The sequence below is a fragment of the Buttiauxella sp. WJP83 genome, assembly GCF_027594725.1.
GTDB classification, from domain to species: Bacteria; Pseudomonadota; Gammaproteobacteria; order Enterobacterales; family Enterobacteriaceae; genus Buttiauxella; species Buttiauxella selenatireducens.
In genome coordinates, this window is the sequence record NZ_CP110080.1 from 2,274,763 (window position 1) to 2,290,813 (window position 16,051).

The window sequence follows — 16,051 nt, forward strand, 5'->3', positions numbered from 1 at the left end:
TGCCATGACGACGTTCCATTCGCTAAAAGTGGCGCGCATTGAGCAGGAAACTCCTGAAGCGGTTGCCATCACGTTTGAAGTGCCTGCGGATTTGCAGACACATTACGCGTTCAAACCCGGCCAGCACTTGACCCTTAAAACGCGTCTGGGCGGTGAAGAATTGCGCCGTTGTTACTCCATTTGCCGCGCCGAACAGCCCGGTGAGATTTGCGTGGCGGTGAAAGCTATTGAAGGCGGGCGCTTTTCGCAATACGCAGTCACCGACCTGGTGGCGGGCGTAGCGATGGACGTGATGATCCCGCAGGGGACATTTGGTTATCAACCGCAACCGGAAACCACCGGCAACTATTTAGCCCTGGCAGTCGGCTCAGGTATCACGCCAATGCTCGCCATCGTTAGCGCAACACTGGCTACTGAACCTAATAGCCGCGTGACACTGGTTTATGGCAACCGCAGCAGCCGTAGCATGATGTTCCGCACTGCACTTGCCGATCTGAAAGACCGCTACCCGCAGCGCCTGCAACTTATTTACCTGTTCAGCCAGGAAGTCCAGGAAAGCGAACTGCTCAGCGGGCGGCTTGACGGTGCGAAAATTAAGGCGCTGGGTGACCATCTGTTGGATGTAAAAGGTTTTGATCGGACCTTCATTTGTGGCCCTCAAAGCATGATGCAGGAAAGCGAAGCTGCGCTGCTGGAAATGGGCGTCGCCCAACAAAACATTTTCATCGAACACTTCAACACGCCAGGCGCCGCACCGAGCCGTAAAAGCCGTGAGCAGGCCGCCGGAAAAGTCGTGACGTTACGTCAGGACGGGCGTGACCGCAAAATTACACTCGATTCTCACGACGAAAGCATCCTCGATGCGGCACTGCGTCAGGGCGCGGATCTTCCCTATGCCTGTAAAGGCGGCGTGTGCGCCACGTGTCGCTGCAAAGTCATCAGTGGTGAAGTGGAGATGGGCGTCAATTACAGCCTCGAGCCGGATCAACTGGCGGCGGGTTACATCCTGAGCTGTCAGGCGCTGCCAAAAGGCGACGACGTCGTGATCGACTTTGATGCGCAGGGGTTGTGATGAACGAACTGTTAAGTAGCCAAAAAGATCGCGTCCTAACGCTGACGTTAAACCGCCCAGAAGCCCGCAATGCCTTAAACAATGCGCTGCTGGAGCAACTGGCACAGGCGCTTGAAGAAGCACAACACGACGACAGCGTGGGAGCGGTGGTGATCACCGGTAACGCACGGTTTTTCGCCGCTGGCGCCGATCTCAAAGAGATGGCCAGCCGCGATATGCCCGCGACCTTAAACGACCCGCGCCCACAACTTTGGGCGCGTATCGAACGCTTCCCTAAGCCTTTGCTGGCAGCCGTCAACGGTTATGCATTAGGGGCTGGCTGCGAGCTGGCCATGCTTTGCGACATCGTTCTGGCCGGGGACAACGCCAGTTTCGGATTGCCGGAAATCACGTTGGGCATTATGCCGGGTGCTGGCGGTACGCAACGTTTGATTCGTAGCGTCGGGAAAGCCCTGGCTTACCGCATGGTGTTGACCGGTGAAGCGATTAGCGCAACACAGGCGCAGCAGGCGGGGCTGGTTGCAGAGGTCACTCCGGCTGCGCTCACGCTGGAATACATCCAGAAACTGGCGGCACGCATTGCGCAACATGCGCCGTTGGCATTGCAGGCAGCAAAAATGGCGCTGCGCCAGGCACATGAGCTTTCACTTACACAGGGTTTGCAGCAAGAGCGTCAGCTTTTCACTCTATTGGCTGCGACCGAAGACAGGCAGGAAGGCATTGCCGCATTCCTGGAAAAAAGACCCGCTGCGTTTAAAGGACGATAACCATGAATTTCATTCTTAGCGATGTGCAAAACGGCGTAATGACGCTGACGCTTAATCGCCCTGAACGCCTGAACAGTTTTAACGATGAAATGCACCGCCAACTGGCTGAGGTTTTGACCCAGGCCGAGCGTGATGACTCCATCCGTTGTCTGCTGATTACCGGAGCAGGGCGTGGATTTTGTGCAGGACAGGACTTAAATGACCGTAACGTTGATCCGACGGCGGCTGCGCCAGATTTAGGCGCATCGGTGGAAAACTTCTATAACCCACTGGTTAAGCGACTGGCAAAACTGCCCAAACCAGTAATCGCTGCGGTTAACGGCGTTGCTGCCGGTGCAGGCGCTACGCTTGCATTGGGATGCGACATGGTTATCGCAGCACGCTCTGCGAATTTTGTTATGTCGTTCAGTAAATTGGGCCTGGTTCCTGACTGTGGTGGCACCTGGTACCTGCCGCGTCTGGCTGGCCGCGCGCGCGCCATGGGGCTGGCATTGATGGGCGATAAACTCAGCGCACAGCAGGCCCTGGACTGGGGCATGATCTGGCAAGTCGTTGATGACGAATCATTAAACGACACCGCCCAACAGCTCGCCACCCACTTTGCCAGCCAGCCGACGTTTGGCCTGGGGCTTGTGAAGCAGGCGCTCTATGCCTCGGAAACCAATTCGCTCAATGAGCAACTCGACCTGGAGCGTGATTACCAACGCCTGGCGGGACGCAGCGAAGATTATCGCGAAGGGGTGTCGGCATTTCTGACAAAACGCCCTCCGGTGTTTAAGGGGAAATGATGATGCTGACTCCACATTCAGTTATCGCCGTGATTGGCAGCGGAACCATGGGGGCAGGTATTGCTCAGGTTGCTGCTCAGGCGGGACATCAGGTCAGGATTTATGATATCCAGCCAGGCGCTGCGGCGCGGGCTATTGATGGCATCGCCACAACATTGAGCGCTCGGGTGGCAAAGGGCAAGCTTTCAGAAGCCGATAAAAATACCACCGTTAATCGTTTAGTGGCGGCGCAAAGCATGAGTGAACTGGCTGATGCGGTACTGGTGATTGAAGCGGCCGCTGAGCAAATCGATATCAAACAGGCGATTTTCCGCGAGCTTGCTGCGGTGTGCTCGCCAGAAGCGATTTTCGCCAGTAACACTTCGTCAATTTCCATTACCGCGATTGCCAGCGGCGTTGAACACCCGCAGCGCGTTGCAGGGCTGCATTTCTTTAATCCAGCCCCGGTAATGAAACTGGTGGAAGTGGTGAGCGGGCTGGAAACTGCGCCCGCCGTGCTGGAAAGTCTGACTGAGCTTGCGCTTCGTTGGGGTAAACAGCCCGTTCGCTGCCACTCTACACCGGGATTTATCGTCAACCGCGTTGCGCGTCCGTTTTATGCGGAAGCGTGGCGAGCACTGGAAGAACAGGTGGCACCCGCCGGTGTGATTGATGCGGCACTGCGCGACTGTGGTGGCTTCCCGATGGGGCCGCTTGCGCTGACAGATTTGATTGGTCAGGACGTTAACTTTGCCGTGACGTGTTCGGTGTTCAACGGATTCTGGCAGGAGCGACGTTTTTTACCGTCACTGATTCAACAGGAACTGGTGCTGGGCAAACGTCTGGGTAAGAAAACCGGGCAGGGTGTGTTTAGCTGGCCGCTCAATGAATCCTTGCCATACCAGGCGGCACAGCCCGCCAGTGCGCAAGCCGGGCACATTCAACGCCACGGTCGCGCAGCATGGCTCAACAATATGGATTCAAGTGACAGTGTCACTGATTCATCTCTGGAACTCGATGACGTTTGGGTACAGGTCACACAAGGTGAAACGGCGACTCAACTGGCAAAACGCCTTCAACGCCCGGTCGTATTGCTGGATTTGGTAAATGACTGGCAACGCTCTCCGCTGGTTGTGCTGGCGTCGGCCGCGGGTAATACGCCGGAACAAACCGCCAAAGTCGTTCGTTTCTTCCAGCAGCAGGGCAAACAGGTACTGATGCTGAGCGATTATCCTGGCATGTTGGTGTGGCGCACCGTGGCCATGTTAGCCAATGAAGCGTCGGATGCGCTGCAAAAAGGGGTGGCTTGCGAACAAGACATTGATACCGCTATGCGTCTGGGAGTGAATTATCCACACGGCCCGCTGGCGTGGGGCGCAGAACTTGGCTGGCAGAATGTGCTGCGTCTGCTGGAAAACCTGCAACAACATTACGGCGAAGAGCGCTATCGCCCGACATCGCTGCTGCGTCAACGCGCACTGCTGGAGACTCAACATGAGCATTAATGCATGGGCCAACGCCCGGGAAATGTACGCTCGCGATAACTGTGCGCAGCAGATGGGCATTGAAATTCAGGAAATGGGTGAAGGTTTTTCACGCCTGACGATGACCATTACGGACGCCATGCTCAACGGTCACCAGACCTGCCACGGCGGGCAACTGTTTACGCTCGCTGACACCGCTTTTGCCTACGCCTGCAACAGCCAGGGGTTAGCGGCTGTGGCCTCCGGTTGCAGCATCGATTTTGTCCGGCCTGGGCTTGCGGGCGACACGCTCACTGCGATTGCTCAGGTGCGCACTCAGGGGCGGCTAACCGGCGTCTATGACATTGAAATTATTAACCAACATGAGAAGACGATAGCCCTGTTTCGTGGGCGTTCGCACCGTATCGGCACGACAGTTTCCGGAGAAAAGCTATGAATGACGCGTTTATTTGTGACGGTGTAAGAACGCCCATTGGTCGTTACGGCGGAGCACTTTCTTCCGTGCGTGCCGATGACCTGGCCGCCATCCCGCTTAAAGAGTTGATGGCGCGTTACCCGAATCTTGACTGGAACGCGGTGGACGATGTTCTCCTCGGCTGTGCAAATCAGGCGGGGGAAGATAACCGTAACGTGGCCCGTATGGCGACGTTGTTAGCGGGACTGCCGCAGACAATTTCTGGCACCACGATTAACCGCCTCTGCGGTTCGGGTCTTGACGCGTTAGGCATGGCGGCGCGGGCAATCAAAGCCGGTGATGCCGAGTTAATGATTGCCGGTGGCGTGGAGTCAATGTCACGTGCACCGTTCGTGATGGGCAAGGCAACGACCCCGTTCCAGCGGCAGGCAGAGATGTTCGATACCACTATCGGCTGGCGTTTTGTGAACCCGCTCATGGCTCAACACTTTGGTACTGACAGCATGCCCGAAACGGCAGAGAATGTAGCTGAGTTGTTAAGCATAACCCGTGAAGATCAAGATGCCTTCGCGTGGCGTAGCCAGCAACGTGCAGAGCAAGCACGGAAAAATGGCGTGCTGGCCCAGGAAATCGTGCCGGTGCTGCTAAAGGGTAAGAAAGGGGCAGTGATGGAAGTTCGCGAAGATGAACATCCTCGCCCTGAAACAACGTTGCAACAACTTAATGGATTGAAAGCACCGTTCCGCAAAAACGGGGTGATCACCGCAGGCAATGCTTCTGGCGTAAACGATGGTGCCGCAGCGCTGATTATTGCAAGCGAAGCTGCTGCCCGCCGTCACGGTTTAACGCCACGAACCCGCATTGTGGCGATGGCAACCGCGGGAGTCGAACCGCGCTTGATGGGACTTGGACCGGTACCTGCCACCCGTAAGGTGTTGGAACTGGCCGGACTTTCCATCAACGATATGGATGTCATCGAACTCAATGAGGCCTTTGCCGCGCAGGCGCTGGGAGTGTTACGACAATTGGGGCTTCCTGACGACGCCTCACATGTTAATCCCAACGGCGGCGCGATTGCGTTAGGCCATCCATTGGGCATGAGTGGAGCCCGACTGGCGCTAGCCGCCAGCCACGAACTACATCGGCGCAAGGGTCGTTTCGCCCTGTGTACGATGTGTATCGGTGTTGGCCAGGGCATTGCCCTGATCCTTGAGCGTGTGAGCTAATCAACCCTGCGAGTACCCTATAATGATAAACACAACAACTAAGCTGGAACCGATTGAAACCGCGTCGATTGATGAGCTGCAGGCCTTACAAACGCAGCGTATGAAATGGACGCTTAATCACGCTTACAACAACGTGCCGATGTACAAACGCAAATTTGACGCGGTCGGTGTGCATCCTGATGATTTCAAAGAGCTGAAAGATATTCGTCTCTTCCCTTGCACCACAAAGCAAGATTTACGCGACAACTATCCGTTTGACACCTTTGCTGTGCCAATGGAGCAGGTCGTACGTATCCACGCGTCATCTGGCACCACCGGTAAACCAACGGTTGTCGGTTATACGCAAAAGGATATTGATACCTGGGCCGACATCGTTGCCCGTTCTTTGCGTGCTGCGGGCGGTACGCCAAAAGACAAAATTCATGTGGCTTATGGTTACGGTTTATTTACCGGCGGGCTTGGGGCGCACTATGGCGCAGAGCGCCTTGGGGCGACGGTTATCCCAATGTCAGGCGGACAAACAGAGAAACAGGCTCAGCTTATTCGCGATTTCCGCCCGGATATGATTATGGTGACGCCATCCTGGTGCCTGAATCTGATTGAAGAGCTGGAGCGCCAGATGGGCGGGGATGCGCGGGATTGCTCGCTGCGTGTTGGGGTGTTTGGTGCCGAGCCGTGGACTCATGCCATGCGCCGTGAAATCGAACGTCGCCTGGGGATCACCGCACTGGATATTTACGGTTTGTCTGAAGTGATGGGACCGGGTGTGGCGATGGAGTGTCTGGAAACCACCGATGGCCCAACCATCTGGGAAGATCACTTCTATCCTGAAATCGTCGACCCGATTAGCGGTACACCGCTGGACGATGGCGAGCAGGGTGAACTGCTGTTTACTACGCTCACCAAAGAAGCGCTGCCGGTGATTCGTTACCGTACACGCGACCTGACCCGTTTACTGCCGGGCACCGCGCGTACCATGCGTCGCATGGACCGCATTACCGGACGTTCAGACGACATGCTGATCATCCGTGGCGTGAATGTGTTCCCATCACAGCTCGAAGAAGAGATTGTGAAATTTGAACACCTTGCGCCGCATTACCAACTGGAAGTACATCGTGAGGGCCATCTCGACACGCTGTCCGTTAAGGTGGAGCTCAAAGAGAGCAGTTTGCACCTGAGCCAGGAGCAACGTTGTTCTGTCTGCCACCAGTTGCGCCATCGTATTAAGTCCATGGTGGGTATTTCTACGGACATCAGCATTGTGAACTGCGGCAGCCTGCCACGTTCTGAAGGCAAAGCGATTCGCGTTTGCGATTTACGCCAGGCGGCGAATCAGTAAAGATTACGCCCCTGCGGGGGCGTAACTAAGAGGCGAGAACTCGAGCTTCCAGGGCGCTGTCGACGATAATTTCAAAATCGGTGAACAGCGCTTTTGGTGTGACTTTGCGACCCGTTTTGATGAGCTCGACAAATCCGTACCCGTTTAGTGTCTGCAAAGTGACTGACAAATTACTGAGCTTACGGTTAGACAAGGCCGCCAGTTCGGAGATTGTTTCAGGCTGATGTTTGGCCATAAGTCGCAACAGTGCGATGTTTTCAGGGTTGAGGATTTGACCTACGGCGTTGATGGATGTGAACCAAATTTTAGGTTCATCCGGTGCCCGGTGATACTTCCCGGACACAATAGCCAGCATATGTTTTTGGATAAGTTCATTCTGCATAATGCCAATTCTTGCTTTCATCTCTTTTTCCTTGATTTGATGATCTCATCACTATGTTTAAAAAAATCTTCCAGCAGTTGTGTCGCTGAGGAAAATTCATAGAAATGTCCTTTATCAGACGCCGTCAGATGAACGTGATCCCGAACGATTCGACTGCCAAACTTCCCTTTACTCGCCGCTCTGATGCCATGTGCATTGTCGTAGCCAAAAATACGTGTGTTGTACTTGTTATGTAAGGTCAGAGAATAACGAATACCGTGCGGACAAAGGACGGAAGGTGGCACGCACCAGGCCTCAGCTTTCCACCAAAAACCATCGTCCATAAAAACAATCACACCATGAAGTTCCAGTAACCACTGCAGGCCGAAATCTTCTCTATCCATCGAGCAATATCCTTACTTATGACCCAATCATAATATTGGTTTGTTTTTTATGCAATCGAAGAATGAAGGGGAAAAAATGGCCGTACAACACGCGCGATAAACATCGTGGAAGCACCTCGCAAAATGCAAATTTTTGACTGATGCGTTGCGGCGTTCTGCTGCTCGGAGGCTTGGCACAATCAATAAACAATGCATTTATTAAGTAATGTTCAAAATTGTGAATCATATTTGTAATGATATGATTTTTATTATCTTTGCTGTGCTATGTTTTAGGTATTGACGGTTTTAAACGGAACTTTCGGCTATTTATGAGCAACAAACTGGAGCAGTTTATTCAGCAGGCGGTCAGTGCGGTTCCTATTAGCGGAACCTCGCTGATTGTCTCTTTGTACGGAGATGCTCTGGCGCATCGCGGTGGGGAAATCTGGCTTGGTAGCCTTGCGACCATGCTGGAGTCACTCGGTTTTGGCGAGCGTTTCGTGCGCACTTCGTTATTCAGACTCAACAAAGAAGGCTGGCTTGACGTGGAGCGCGTCGGGCGGCGTAGCTTTTATCGCCTGACCGAAATGGGCCAGCGTATGACCCGCCGTGCAGAAGCGAAAATCTACCGTGCCGGCCAGCCTGAATGGGATGGCAAGTGGTTGCTTCTACTGTCTGAAGGGCTTGAGAAAAACACCCTGCAACAGGTCAAGAAACAGCTTATCTGGCAGGGGTTTGGCACGCTTGCACCGAGCCTGATGGCTTCGCCGTCACAAAATCTTGCCGATGTGCAGAACCTGCTGCATGAGGCCGGTGTAGCAGATAACGTCATCTGTTTTGAAGCCAGTTCGCCTCTCCAGGCTTCGGAAACCGCGCTCAAAGCGCGAGTCGAAGAGTGCTGGTTGCTCACCGATAAAAATGAGCGCTACGGCGAGTTTATTAACTCGTTTCGCCCGTTATTGCCGTTGCTACGTGAAGCGGACGAAAGTGAACTGACGCCACTGCGCTGTTTCCAGATCCAACTTTTGCTTATCCATTTCTATCGCCGCGTAGTGCTAAAAGACCCACTGTTGCCGGACGAATTGCTGCCTCCACACTGGCAGGGGCAAAGTGCCCGCCAACTGTGCATCAACATTTATCAACGTGTTGCACCCGGCGCGTTGCAGTTTGTCAGCGAGCATGGCGAAACCTCGGTTGGCGATCTACCGCAGCCAGGAAGCGGTTATTTCCAGCGTTTTGCTGGTATCAACGTGAATCCGTAAGGGAAAATTATGCCTATATATCAAATCGATGGGCTTACGCCCGTGGTACCAGAAGACAGTTATGTGCATCCCACAGCCGTATTGATTGGCGATGTGATTATTGGCCATCGGGTGTATATCGGCCCCAATGCCAGCCTACGCGGCGACTTTGGGCGCATTATCGTCAAAGATGGCGCTAACGTTCAGGATAATTGCGTGATGCACGGTTTCCCTGAGCAGGACACCATTGTTGAAGAGGACGGGCATATCGGGCATGGCGCGATCCTGCACGGCTGTTTGATTGGTAAAAATGCGTTGATTGGTATGAATGCGGTGATTCTTGATGGCGCACAAATTGGCGAAAACAGTATTGTTGGTGCTACGGCGTTTGTTAAAGCGAGAGCCGAATTTGGCGCTAATCAAATGATCCTTGGCAGCCCGGCAAAATTTGTGCGTGAGTTACGTGCGGATGAAATCGAATGGAAGAAGAAGGGCACGCGTGAGTATCAAGAACTGGTGATTCGCTGCCAGCAAACGATGCATCAGGTTGAACCGTTGCGTGAAGTTGAATCCAATCGCCATGAAAAAACGATGGGCAGCGTTTACCAACCAAAATCCTCGAAAGCGTAGTCACTGATAAGGGGCAAATGCCCCCTTCATCTTTATTTCAGTCGTTTACCTGCATCATCAACGACTTTTTCACCGTCTTCCTTGGTGAAAGCCGCTTTCTGCACATCTGGAAGGATATCCAGAACCACTTCGGAAGGACGGCACAGTTTGGTTCCCAGCGGTGTCACCACAATCGGACGGTTAATCAGGATCGGATGTTGCAACATAAAATCGATTAACTGGTCATCAGTAAATTTATCTTCTGCAAGACCCAGTTCCTCATACGGCTCGACGTTCTTACGCAGTAACGCCCGGACGGAAATGCCCATATCAGCAATGAGTTTGACCAGCTCATCGCGTGAAGGTTGAGTCTCAAGGTAAAGAATAACGGTCGGCTCATTACCGCTGTTGCGGATCATCTCCAGCGTATTACGCGATGTGCCGCAGGCTGGGTTGTGATAAATGGTGATGTTGCTCATATCAGTATCTCATTACAAAGTGAAAGAGAGACGTAGCGCCAGCGCGGCCAGCGTTACAAACAGCACAGGCAGAGTCATGATAATCCCGGTGCGGAAATAGTATCCCCACGTGATGGTCATGTTCTTCTGTGAAAGTACGTGCAGCCATAGCAGCGTTGCCAGGCTACCAATAGGGGTGATTTTCGGTCCCAGATCGCAGCCAATAACGTTGGCATAAATCATGGCTTCTTTGATAACACCTGACGCGGTACTGCCATCAATCGACAATGCGCCAATCAATACGGTAGGCATGTTATTCATGATAGAAGAGAGGAATGCGGTCAGGAATCCCGTTCCCAGCGTGGCTGCCCACAGGCCTTTATCTGCGAGTAAGTTCAGCACGTCAGACAAGTATTCTGTCAGCCCTGCGTTACGCAACCCATAGACCACCAGATACATCCCCAGCGAGAAGACAACGATCTGCCATGGTGCCCCACGCAACACTTTGCCGGTGTTAATGCCACGACCTTTTTTTGCCACAGCAAACAGGATTGCTGCCCCTACCGCAGCAATCGCACTGACTGGAATACCGAGTGGTTCGAGTACAAAAAAGCCCACTAATAAAAGAACTAATACAAGCCAACCGGTTCTGAATGTTGCCGGATCTTTGATGGCTTTTGCGGGCTCTTTCAGTCGTGCCAGATCATAAGTGGGCGGGATATCTTTGCGGAAAAACAGATGCAGCATCACCAGAGTGGCGACAATGGCGGCGATATCCACCGGCACCATCACCGACGCATACTCCGTGAATCCCAATTTGAAGAAATCCGCCGATACGATATTCACCAGGTTCGATACGATAAGCGGCAAGCTGGCGGTATCGGCAATAAACCCTGCAGCCATCACGAAGGCCAGTGTGGTGCTTTTACTGAAGCCAAGCGCCAGCAGCATGGCGATAACAATCGGCGTCAGAATAAGTGCTGCGCCATCGTTGGCAAACAGTGCCGCGACTGCCGCGCCGAGCAGAACAATATACGTAAACAGCAGGCGGCCACGGCCGTTCCCCCAGCGAGAAACGTGCAGCGCTGCCCATTCGAAAAAACCGGACTCATCAAGCAACAGACTGATGATAATAACGGCGATAAACGTTGCCGTCGCATTCCAGACGATATTCCACACCACCGGAATATCAGCAATGTGAATCACTCCCGATGCCAGAGCCAGTACGGCCCCCAGCGTGGCGCTCCAGCCAATGCCTAATCCCTTCGGCTGCCAGATAACCAATACGATGGTCAGGATAAAAATGGCTCCTGCCAGTAACATAAAACCTCCTGAATGAAGACAATAAAAGAATTACGATACATATTTGAAAAATCATATATGTATTGAGAAATTTTTTAGATACAAACAGTCTTGCCGCTACCAGAGCAGTTGGCTGATGCCAGCTTGCGGGCGATGGCCTGTACGTCGTCCTGTTGGCTTAACCAGGCTTGCTCAATAACCTGAGCCGCCCACGAAGGGATATGCGGAGATAAGCGGTAGTGAACCCATTTTCCCTGCTTGCGATCCAGCAATAACCCCGCTTCCCGGAGCATTGCCAGATGACGTGAAATCTTCGGCTGTGACTGATCTAACGCCGTGCAGAGATCGCACACGCACAGTTCTCCCATCTCACGAAGTAGTAATACGATACCCAGACGGGTTTCATCAGAGAGGTTTTTGAAGAGTTGTAGGGATGAGATTGGCTGCATTTTATTCCCCTGCTTTGAGCGAATAGTGTCGCTCTTCTAAAGCCGGAAGTCAAAAACACATATGATTTATCGGATGTGTAAGAACTCGCCACGCACTTAGCGTGGGAGATCCCGGACCTTATTGCCAGCGCTTCCGATATTCCCCAGGCGATACGCCGAAACGAAGCTTAAATGCAGTCGAAAAGTGGCTGTGATCGGTGAATCCCCAGTTATAGCCAATCCCTGCCAGTTTCTCGGTCACGCTCGCAGTGCGCAGGGCTTGCGCACATAAATCCAGGCGGCGGTTTTTAATGTATTGCGCCACCACCAGACCTTTATCGGCGAACATACGATACAGACTGCGAACAGACATGCCTGCTTCACTGGCAATCCATTCCGGGCGCAGATCTTCTGACTGAATATGGCTATCAATTAACCCCATCACGCGCTCTAGTTGTTTATCACGTTTGGAGGGTGGGGCATCACGCACCTGCAATACCGGACGGAGCAGACAGATAATGGCTTCCAGTGCGGCTTCGCTTTCACAGACATTCAGGGTGGGGTTTTTCATGCTTTCATGGAGCAGCCGCTGACTCATTTTCACTACCGGCATGTCGGCACTTAGTCGTTGAGCACAAGGCAGATCGCCCGAACGCCGGTTTTGTTCAATTAAGTGACGCGGAACCAGCAGCGAGATTTGTTTCGTGGGCTGGGTATACATAATGCTGCACGGGCGGGAAGCGTCGATAAGGGTGATATCACCGCCGTGCAAGACGGCCTGATTGTTGCCTTGTTCCAGGACGGCCTCGCCATCAAGCTGAAACACAGTATAAAACCAGGCATCGTTGCTGCGGGCCACTTCATACTGGGAGCGGAACAGACGCGAATGCGCAGTTTCTACCACGCTCAGTTTCATGGCATTGGCGTGATACTCCTGCAAAGAGCCGTGGAATCCGCCATCTAAAAGTTGCCCAGAGAAAGGGCCACAGGCGCGGTTGATATGATCGAGCCAGTTATCAAAACGCTCATTACTTGCAGATTCAGCCATTGTTCACCTCACCAAATGCACCCACGGTGCCACGTGTTAATTCATTGTTACAGCTTGCGCGATACGGGAGAAGGACTTCGCGTCTGGTATAGGAATTCACTATAGATAAATTGGGGGATAAAACGGCGAGCTTTGTCGCCAATTGTGTGGGCTGTCACAGGGAACAAAGTAATTGTCAGGCAGATGAAAACCATTTGCGCCGCCAGACCCTAGACTTCAGGCAGGGCTTCTTGCCATGACGATAATAAGGAGAAACTATGTCTGCTAATACTGTTGCTGTTCTCGAGTCGGTTCAATCTTTCCTGGCACACAATCATGGGCTGTATATTGACGGAAACTGGCAGTCTTCTGGTTCTTCATCACGCCTGAGTGTCTATAACCCAGCTGACGGGCAACAAATCGCAACCAGCGCTGATGCCAACGAAGCGGATGTCGATAAAGCTGTGACTTCGGCCTGGCGTGCCTTCACCAGTGGCGTATGGGCCAATATGCTGCCTGCCGCCCGTGAGCGAATCTTACTGAAATTTGCAGATCTCGTTGAGCAACATGCTGAGGAGTTGGCGCAGCTCGAAACCCTCGAGCAGGGCAAGTCCATTAATATTTCCCGCGCTTTCGAAGTGGGCTGTGCGCTTAACTGGATGCGTTACACCGCAGGACTGACAACCAAAATCAGTGGGCGCACTTTAGATGTGTCGATTCCGATGCCTGAAGGCGCTCGCTACCAGGCATGGACGAGAAAAGAGCCGGTCGGTGTGGTGGCAGGCATTGTGCCGTGGAACTTCCCGTTGTTGATTGGGATGTGGAAAGTGATGCCGGCACTCGCCGCAGGCTGTTCGATTGTGGTCAAACCGTCGGAAACCACACCGCTGACCCTTCTGCGTGTCGCGGAATTAGCCAGCGAAGCCGGTGTACCCGACGGTGTCTTTAACGTCGTGACGGGGAGCGGCGCAGTTTGCGGGCGCGCGCTTTCACAGCACCCGCTGATCGCAAAAGTGAGTTTCACCGGTTCTACCGCCACAGGCAAAGGCATCGCACGCGCGGCGGCGGATCGTTTAACTCACGTAACTCTGGAGTTGGGTGGCAAAAACCCGGCTATCGTGCTCAAAGATGCCGACCCGGCGATGGTAATTGAAGGGTTAATGGCCGGGAGCTTCCTGAATCAGGGGCAAGTTTGCGCGGCCAGTTCACGCATCTACATTGAATCTCCGCTGTTTGACACCCTGGTGAGTGGATTTGAGCAAGCGGTGAAATCGCTGTCCGTCGGCGCGGGCATGGATATGACCACGCACATCAATCCGTTGGTGTCGAAAACGCATCAGCAAAAAGTGGCCAGTTATCTGGATGACGCTAAGCGCAATCATGCTGAGATTATCAGCGGGAATGCTGCGCCAAAAGGCGAGGGTTACTACGTCACGCCAACACTTGTCGTCAATCCTGCGGCGGAATTACGCTTGAATCATGAGGAAGTGTTCGGCCCAGTGGTGAATCTGGTTCGGGTTAACGATGCGGAAGAAGCGCTGCGCCTGGCGAATGATACCGAATATGGTTTAACGGCCAGCCTGTGGACGAACAACTTGCAGGCGGCGATGAGTTATTCATCGCGCATTCAGGCGGGTACGGTTTGGGTGAACAGCCATACGCTTATCGATGCCAACATGCCTTTCGGTGGCATGAAACAATCGGGTTCTGGCAGAGATTTTGGCCCAGACTGGCTGGATGCCTACACGGAATTAAAATCAGTTTGTGTACGCTATTAATTAAAAACCCCGGAGCAATCCGGGGTTATTTTTTGACTCGCGTTAGCTGCCCCAACGGCTTTTAAGGTAACTGACGGCTTCCCGCGTCTGTGGTTGATTGAGATAGTCTTCCCTGAACAAAATAGTGCCGTTGATGTTCGGCATTGACTCGTTCATATCAAGCTGTTTTTTCAGCTCCGGTACGCCGCCATTGATCACCCAGTCTGGCTCGACCTTCGAACGTTCACCAACCTTGTACAGTGCAACGCCAATATAGAGGCGCGTGTGGGTCGGTTTCACCACCTCAGACCACCATTTTGCCAGCACATCATAACGGGCCGCGTCACGGGCGAACGGCCAGTACAATTGCGGGGCGATATAATCCAGCAGGCCTTGTTGTACCCACTGGCGGGTATCGGCAAAGGATTCATCATAAGCCGCAGCGCCTCGCGTATCGGAACCCGCTGGGTCGAATGAACGATTGCGCCATACACCGGCAGGGCTAACACCGAATTCAACGCCTGGTTTCAACTGCTTGATAGTCCGAGAAACCTGTACAATTAATTGCTGAGTATTGTGGCGTCGCCAGTCCGCTTTTGTGTTAAAAGCCTGACCATATTGTTTAAAGGTCTGGCTGTCGTTAAGCGCAGAACCTGGGGACTCGGTGTAGAAGTAATCATCAAACTGTACGCCGTCAATATCATAACCTTTGACCACTTCAGCCACGATACTGGTTATCCAGTCCCGCGCTTCAGGAATACCTGGGTCGACGACGAAACGATCGCCCGCCGTGCGGATCCAGTCACGATGTAGGACATAAACACTCGAGGGATTCGCAGATAACGTGCGGTTGAGCCTGGCAACGGTTGACGATGTCGTGTTGGTGGAAACTCGGTAAGGGTTAAACCAGGCGTGGACGCGAATACCCCGTTTATGCGCTTCTTCAATCATAAATTGCAGCGGATCGTAGCCTGGGTTCTCACCAATATTCCCCGTAAATACATCAGACCACGGCAAAATTTTTGATGACCAAAGAGCTGTTCCATCCGGTTTAACCTGGAAGAAAACGGTGTTAATACCAAGACTTTTCAGCTTATCAAGTTTGTCGGTGAGCGCTTTTTGTTGCACGCGAATGCGAACATCAGGGTCACTGATATCAGCAGAAGACACCGGTGGCCAGTCAAGACGCGACACGGTCGCAAGCCAGACCCCCCGCATCGGTTCACGCGTTTGGTCCGTTTTCCCCTGAACTGGAGGCGTCACGGACGGCAACGGCGTCACCAGCGATTTCGGCGGTTTGGATGAACAACTGGCGAGTAACAAAACAGCGGCAACAAAGGTGCCTAACTTTTTCGCTTTAAGGGCATAGGGAAAGCTGCGAGGGCTGCTGATGATAGACTCCAGTTTTTTCAGGG

The 16,051-nt window shown here is 53.1% G+C and carries 17 protein-coding genes; 10 read left to right on the forward strand and 7 right to left on the reverse strand.

The window, feature by feature from the left end; all coding sequences use genetic code 11:
• Positions 1 to 4 precede the first annotated feature (4 nt).
• Genes paaE through paaK form a run of 7 tightly spaced genes read left to right on the forward strand, consistent with a single transcriptional unit; the run spans position 5 to position 7,070 of the window.
• Positions 5 to 1,072, forward strand: a complete 1,068-nt coding sequence (gene paaE / locus OH773_RS10610) for a 1,2-phenylacetyl-CoA epoxidase subunit PaaE (RefSeq protein ID WP_270145523.1) — start codon at positions 5 to 7, stop codon at positions 1,070 to 1,072.
• Positions 1,072 to 1,839, forward strand: a complete 768-nt coding sequence (gene paaF / locus OH773_RS10615; RefSeq protein WP_270145526.1) for a 2,3-dehydroadipyl-CoA hydratase PaaF — start codon at positions 1,072 to 1,074, stop codon at positions 1,837 to 1,839. Before paaE ends, paaF begins: the two co-directional genes overlap by 1 nt.
• A gap of 2 nt (positions 1,840 to 1,841) precedes the next feature.
• The gene (gene paaG, locus OH773_RS10620; protein ID WP_270145528.1) at positions 1,842 to 2,627 is read left to right on the forward strand and encodes a 2-(1,2-epoxy-1,2-dihydrophenyl)acetyl-CoA isomerase PaaG; all 786 of its coding nucleotides are present in this window, start codon (positions 1,842 to 1,844) and stop codon (positions 2,625 to 2,627) included.
• Positions 2,628 to 2,629: 2 nt separating this feature from the next.
• Positions 2,630 to 4,111, forward strand: coding sequence for a 3-hydroxyacyl-CoA dehydrogenase PaaH (gene paaH / locus OH773_RS10625; protein WP_442865681.1), 1,482 nt, complete (start codon positions 2,630 to 2,632; stop codon positions 4,109 to 4,111).
• Positions 4,101 to 4,526, forward strand: a complete 426-nt coding sequence (gene paaI / locus OH773_RS10630) for a hydroxyphenylacetyl-CoA thioesterase PaaI (protein WP_270145532.1) — start codon at positions 4,101 to 4,103, stop codon at positions 4,524 to 4,526. The genes paaH and paaI overlap by 11 nt, the downstream gene beginning before the upstream one ends.
• On the forward strand, positions 4,523 to 5,731 hold the full coding sequence (gene pcaF, locus OH773_RS10635; RefSeq protein WP_270145534.1) for a 3-oxoadipyl-CoA thiolase: 1,209 nt from the start codon (positions 4,523 to 4,525) through the stop codon (positions 5,729 to 5,731). The genes paaI and pcaF overlap by 4 nt, the downstream gene beginning before the upstream one ends.
• 22 nt (positions 5,732 to 5,753) lie before the next feature.
• On the forward strand, positions 5,754 to 7,070 hold the full coding sequence (gene paaK / locus OH773_RS10640; protein WP_442865667.1) for a phenylacetate--CoA ligase PaaK: 1,317 nt from the start codon (positions 5,754 to 5,756) through the stop codon (positions 7,068 to 7,070).
• A gap of 25 nt (positions 7,071 to 7,095) precedes the next feature.
• Here the strand turns inward: paaK and OH773_RS10645 are convergent, their stop codons facing one another.
• Together OH773_RS10645 and OH773_RS10650 are read right to left on the reverse strand one after the other, a co-directional pair.
• On the reverse strand, positions 7,096 to 7,473 hold the full coding sequence (locus OH773_RS10645; RefSeq protein WP_270145536.1) for an HVO_A0114 family putative DNA-binding protein: 378 nt from the start codon (positions 7,471 to 7,473) through the stop codon (positions 7,096 to 7,098).
• Positions 7,470 to 7,835: a toxin-antitoxin system TumE family protein gene (locus OH773_RS10650; protein ID WP_270145538.1), complete on the reverse strand. Its 366-nt coding sequence runs from the start codon at positions 7,833 to 7,835 to the stop codon at positions 7,470 to 7,472. The genes OH773_RS10645 and OH773_RS10650 overlap by 4 nt, the downstream gene beginning before the upstream one ends.
• A 308-nt stretch (positions 7,836 to 8,143) precedes the next feature.
• Here OH773_RS10650 and paaX point away from each other — a divergent pair, with 308 nt between their 5' ends.
• A complete protein-coding gene (gene paaX, locus OH773_RS10655) occupies positions 8,144 to 9,076 on the forward strand; it encodes a phenylacetic acid degradation operon negative regulatory protein PaaX (protein ID WP_270145540.1) in 933 nt (310 codons plus the stop codon).
• Between the two features lie 9 nt (positions 9,077 to 9,085).
• A complete protein-coding gene (gene paaY / locus OH773_RS10660; RefSeq protein WP_270145542.1) occupies positions 9,086 to 9,685 on the forward strand; it encodes a phenylacetic acid degradation protein PaaY in 600 nt (199 codons plus the stop codon).
• A 32-nt stretch (positions 9,686 to 9,717) separates the two neighbouring features.
• Here paaY and arsC read toward each other — a convergent pair whose 3' ends face one another.
• The 4 genes from arsC to feaR all read right to left on the reverse strand — a co-directional run bounded on the left by arsC (position 9,718) and on the right by feaR (position 12,900).
• Positions 9,718 to 10,143, reverse strand: a complete 426-nt coding sequence (gene arsC / locus OH773_RS10665) for a glutaredoxin-dependent arsenate reductase (RefSeq protein WP_270145544.1) — start codon at positions 10,141 to 10,143, stop codon at positions 9,718 to 9,720.
• A gap of 12 nt (positions 10,144 to 10,155) precedes the next feature.
• Entirely contained in the window at positions 10,156 to 11,445 is a 1,290-nt protein-coding gene (arsB, locus tag OH773_RS10670; RefSeq protein WP_270145546.1) for an arsenite efflux transporter membrane subunit ArsB, read from the reverse strand.
• Positions 11,446 to 11,519: 74 nt separating this feature from the next.
• On the reverse strand, positions 11,520 to 11,873 hold the full coding sequence (arsR, locus tag OH773_RS10675) for an As(III)-sensing metalloregulatory transcriptional repressor ArsR (protein WP_270145548.1): 354 nt from the start codon (positions 11,871 to 11,873) through the stop codon (positions 11,520 to 11,522).
• 118 nt (positions 11,874 to 11,991) lie between these two features.
• Positions 11,992 to 12,900 (reverse strand): transcriptional regulator FeaR, encoded by a 909-nt coding sequence (gene feaR, locus OH773_RS10680; RefSeq protein ID WP_270145550.1) that lies wholly within the window; start codon positions 12,898 to 12,900, stop codon positions 11,992 to 11,994.
• Between the two features lie 257 nt (positions 12,901 to 13,157).
• Here feaR and OH773_RS10685 point away from each other — a divergent pair, with 257 nt between their 5' ends.
• Positions 13,158 to 14,657 (forward strand): aldehyde dehydrogenase family protein, encoded by a 1,500-nt coding sequence (locus OH773_RS10685; protein WP_270145552.1) that lies wholly within the window; start codon positions 13,158 to 13,160, stop codon positions 14,655 to 14,657.
• 42 nt (positions 14,658 to 14,699) lie between these two features.
• Here OH773_RS10685 and OH773_RS10690 read toward each other — a convergent pair whose 3' ends face one another.
• Complete coding sequence (locus OH773_RS10690) at positions 14,700 to 16,028, reverse strand: glycoside hydrolase family 10 protein (protein ID WP_270145805.1); 1,329 nt, start codon at positions 16,026 to 16,028, stop codon at positions 14,700 to 14,702.
• Positions 16,029 to 16,051 lie beyond the last annotated feature (23 nt).

Coding starts and splice junctions, on each gene's coding strand:
- paaI (WP_270145532.1), top strand. CDS start 4,101: ATGAGCATTAATGCATGGGCCAACGCCCGGGAAATGTACGCTCGCGAT.
- feaR (WP_270145550.1), bottom strand. CDS start 12,900: ATGGCTGAATCTGCAAGTAATGAGCGTTTTGATAACTGGCTCGATCAT.
- arsB (WP_270145546.1), bottom strand. CDS start 11,445: ATGTTACTGGCAGGAGCCATTTTTATCCTGACCATCGTATTGGTTATC.
- paaH (WP_442865681.1), top strand. CDS start 2,630: ATGCTGACTCCACATTCAGTTATCGCCGTGATTGGCAGCGGAACCATG.
- paaX (WP_270145540.1), top strand. CDS start 8,144: ATGAGCAACAAACTGGAGCAGTTTATTCAGCAGGCGGTCAGTGCGGTT.
- paaK (WP_442865667.1), top strand. CDS start 5,754: ATGATAAACACAACAACTAAGCTGGAACCGATTGAAACCGCGTCGATT.
- arsR (WP_270145548.1), bottom strand. CDS start 11,873: ATGCAGCCAATCTCATCCCTACAACTCTTCAAAAACCTCTCTGATGAA.
- paaY (WP_270145542.1), top strand. CDS start 9,086: ATGCCTATATATCAAATCGATGGGCTTACGCCCGTGGTACCAGAAGAC.
- arsC (WP_270145544.1), bottom strand. CDS start 10,143: ATGAGCAACATCACCATTTATCACAACCCAGCCTGCGGCACATCGCGT.
- paaE (WP_270145523.1), top strand. CDS start 5: ATGACGACGTTCCATTCGCTAAAAGTGGCGCGCATTGAGCAGGAAACT.
- pcaF (WP_270145534.1), top strand. CDS start 4,523: ATGAATGACGCGTTTATTTGTGACGGTGTAAGAACGCCCATTGGTCGT.
- OH773_RS10650 (WP_270145538.1), bottom strand. CDS start 7,835: ATGGATAGAGAAGATTTCGGCCTGCAGTGGTTACTGGAACTTCATGGT.
- OH773_RS10685 (WP_270145552.1), top strand. CDS start 13,158: ATGTCTGCTAATACTGTTGCTGTTCTCGAGTCGGTTCAATCTTTCCTG.
- paaG (WP_270145528.1), top strand. CDS start 1,842: ATGAATTTCATTCTTAGCGATGTGCAAAACGGCGTAATGACGCTGACG.
- OH773_RS10645 (WP_270145536.1), bottom strand. CDS start 7,473: ATGAAAGCAAGAATTGGCATTATGCAGAATGAACTTATCCAAAAACAT.
- paaF (WP_270145526.1), top strand. CDS start 1,072: ATGAACGAACTGTTAAGTAGCCAAAAAGATCGCGTCCTAACGCTGACG.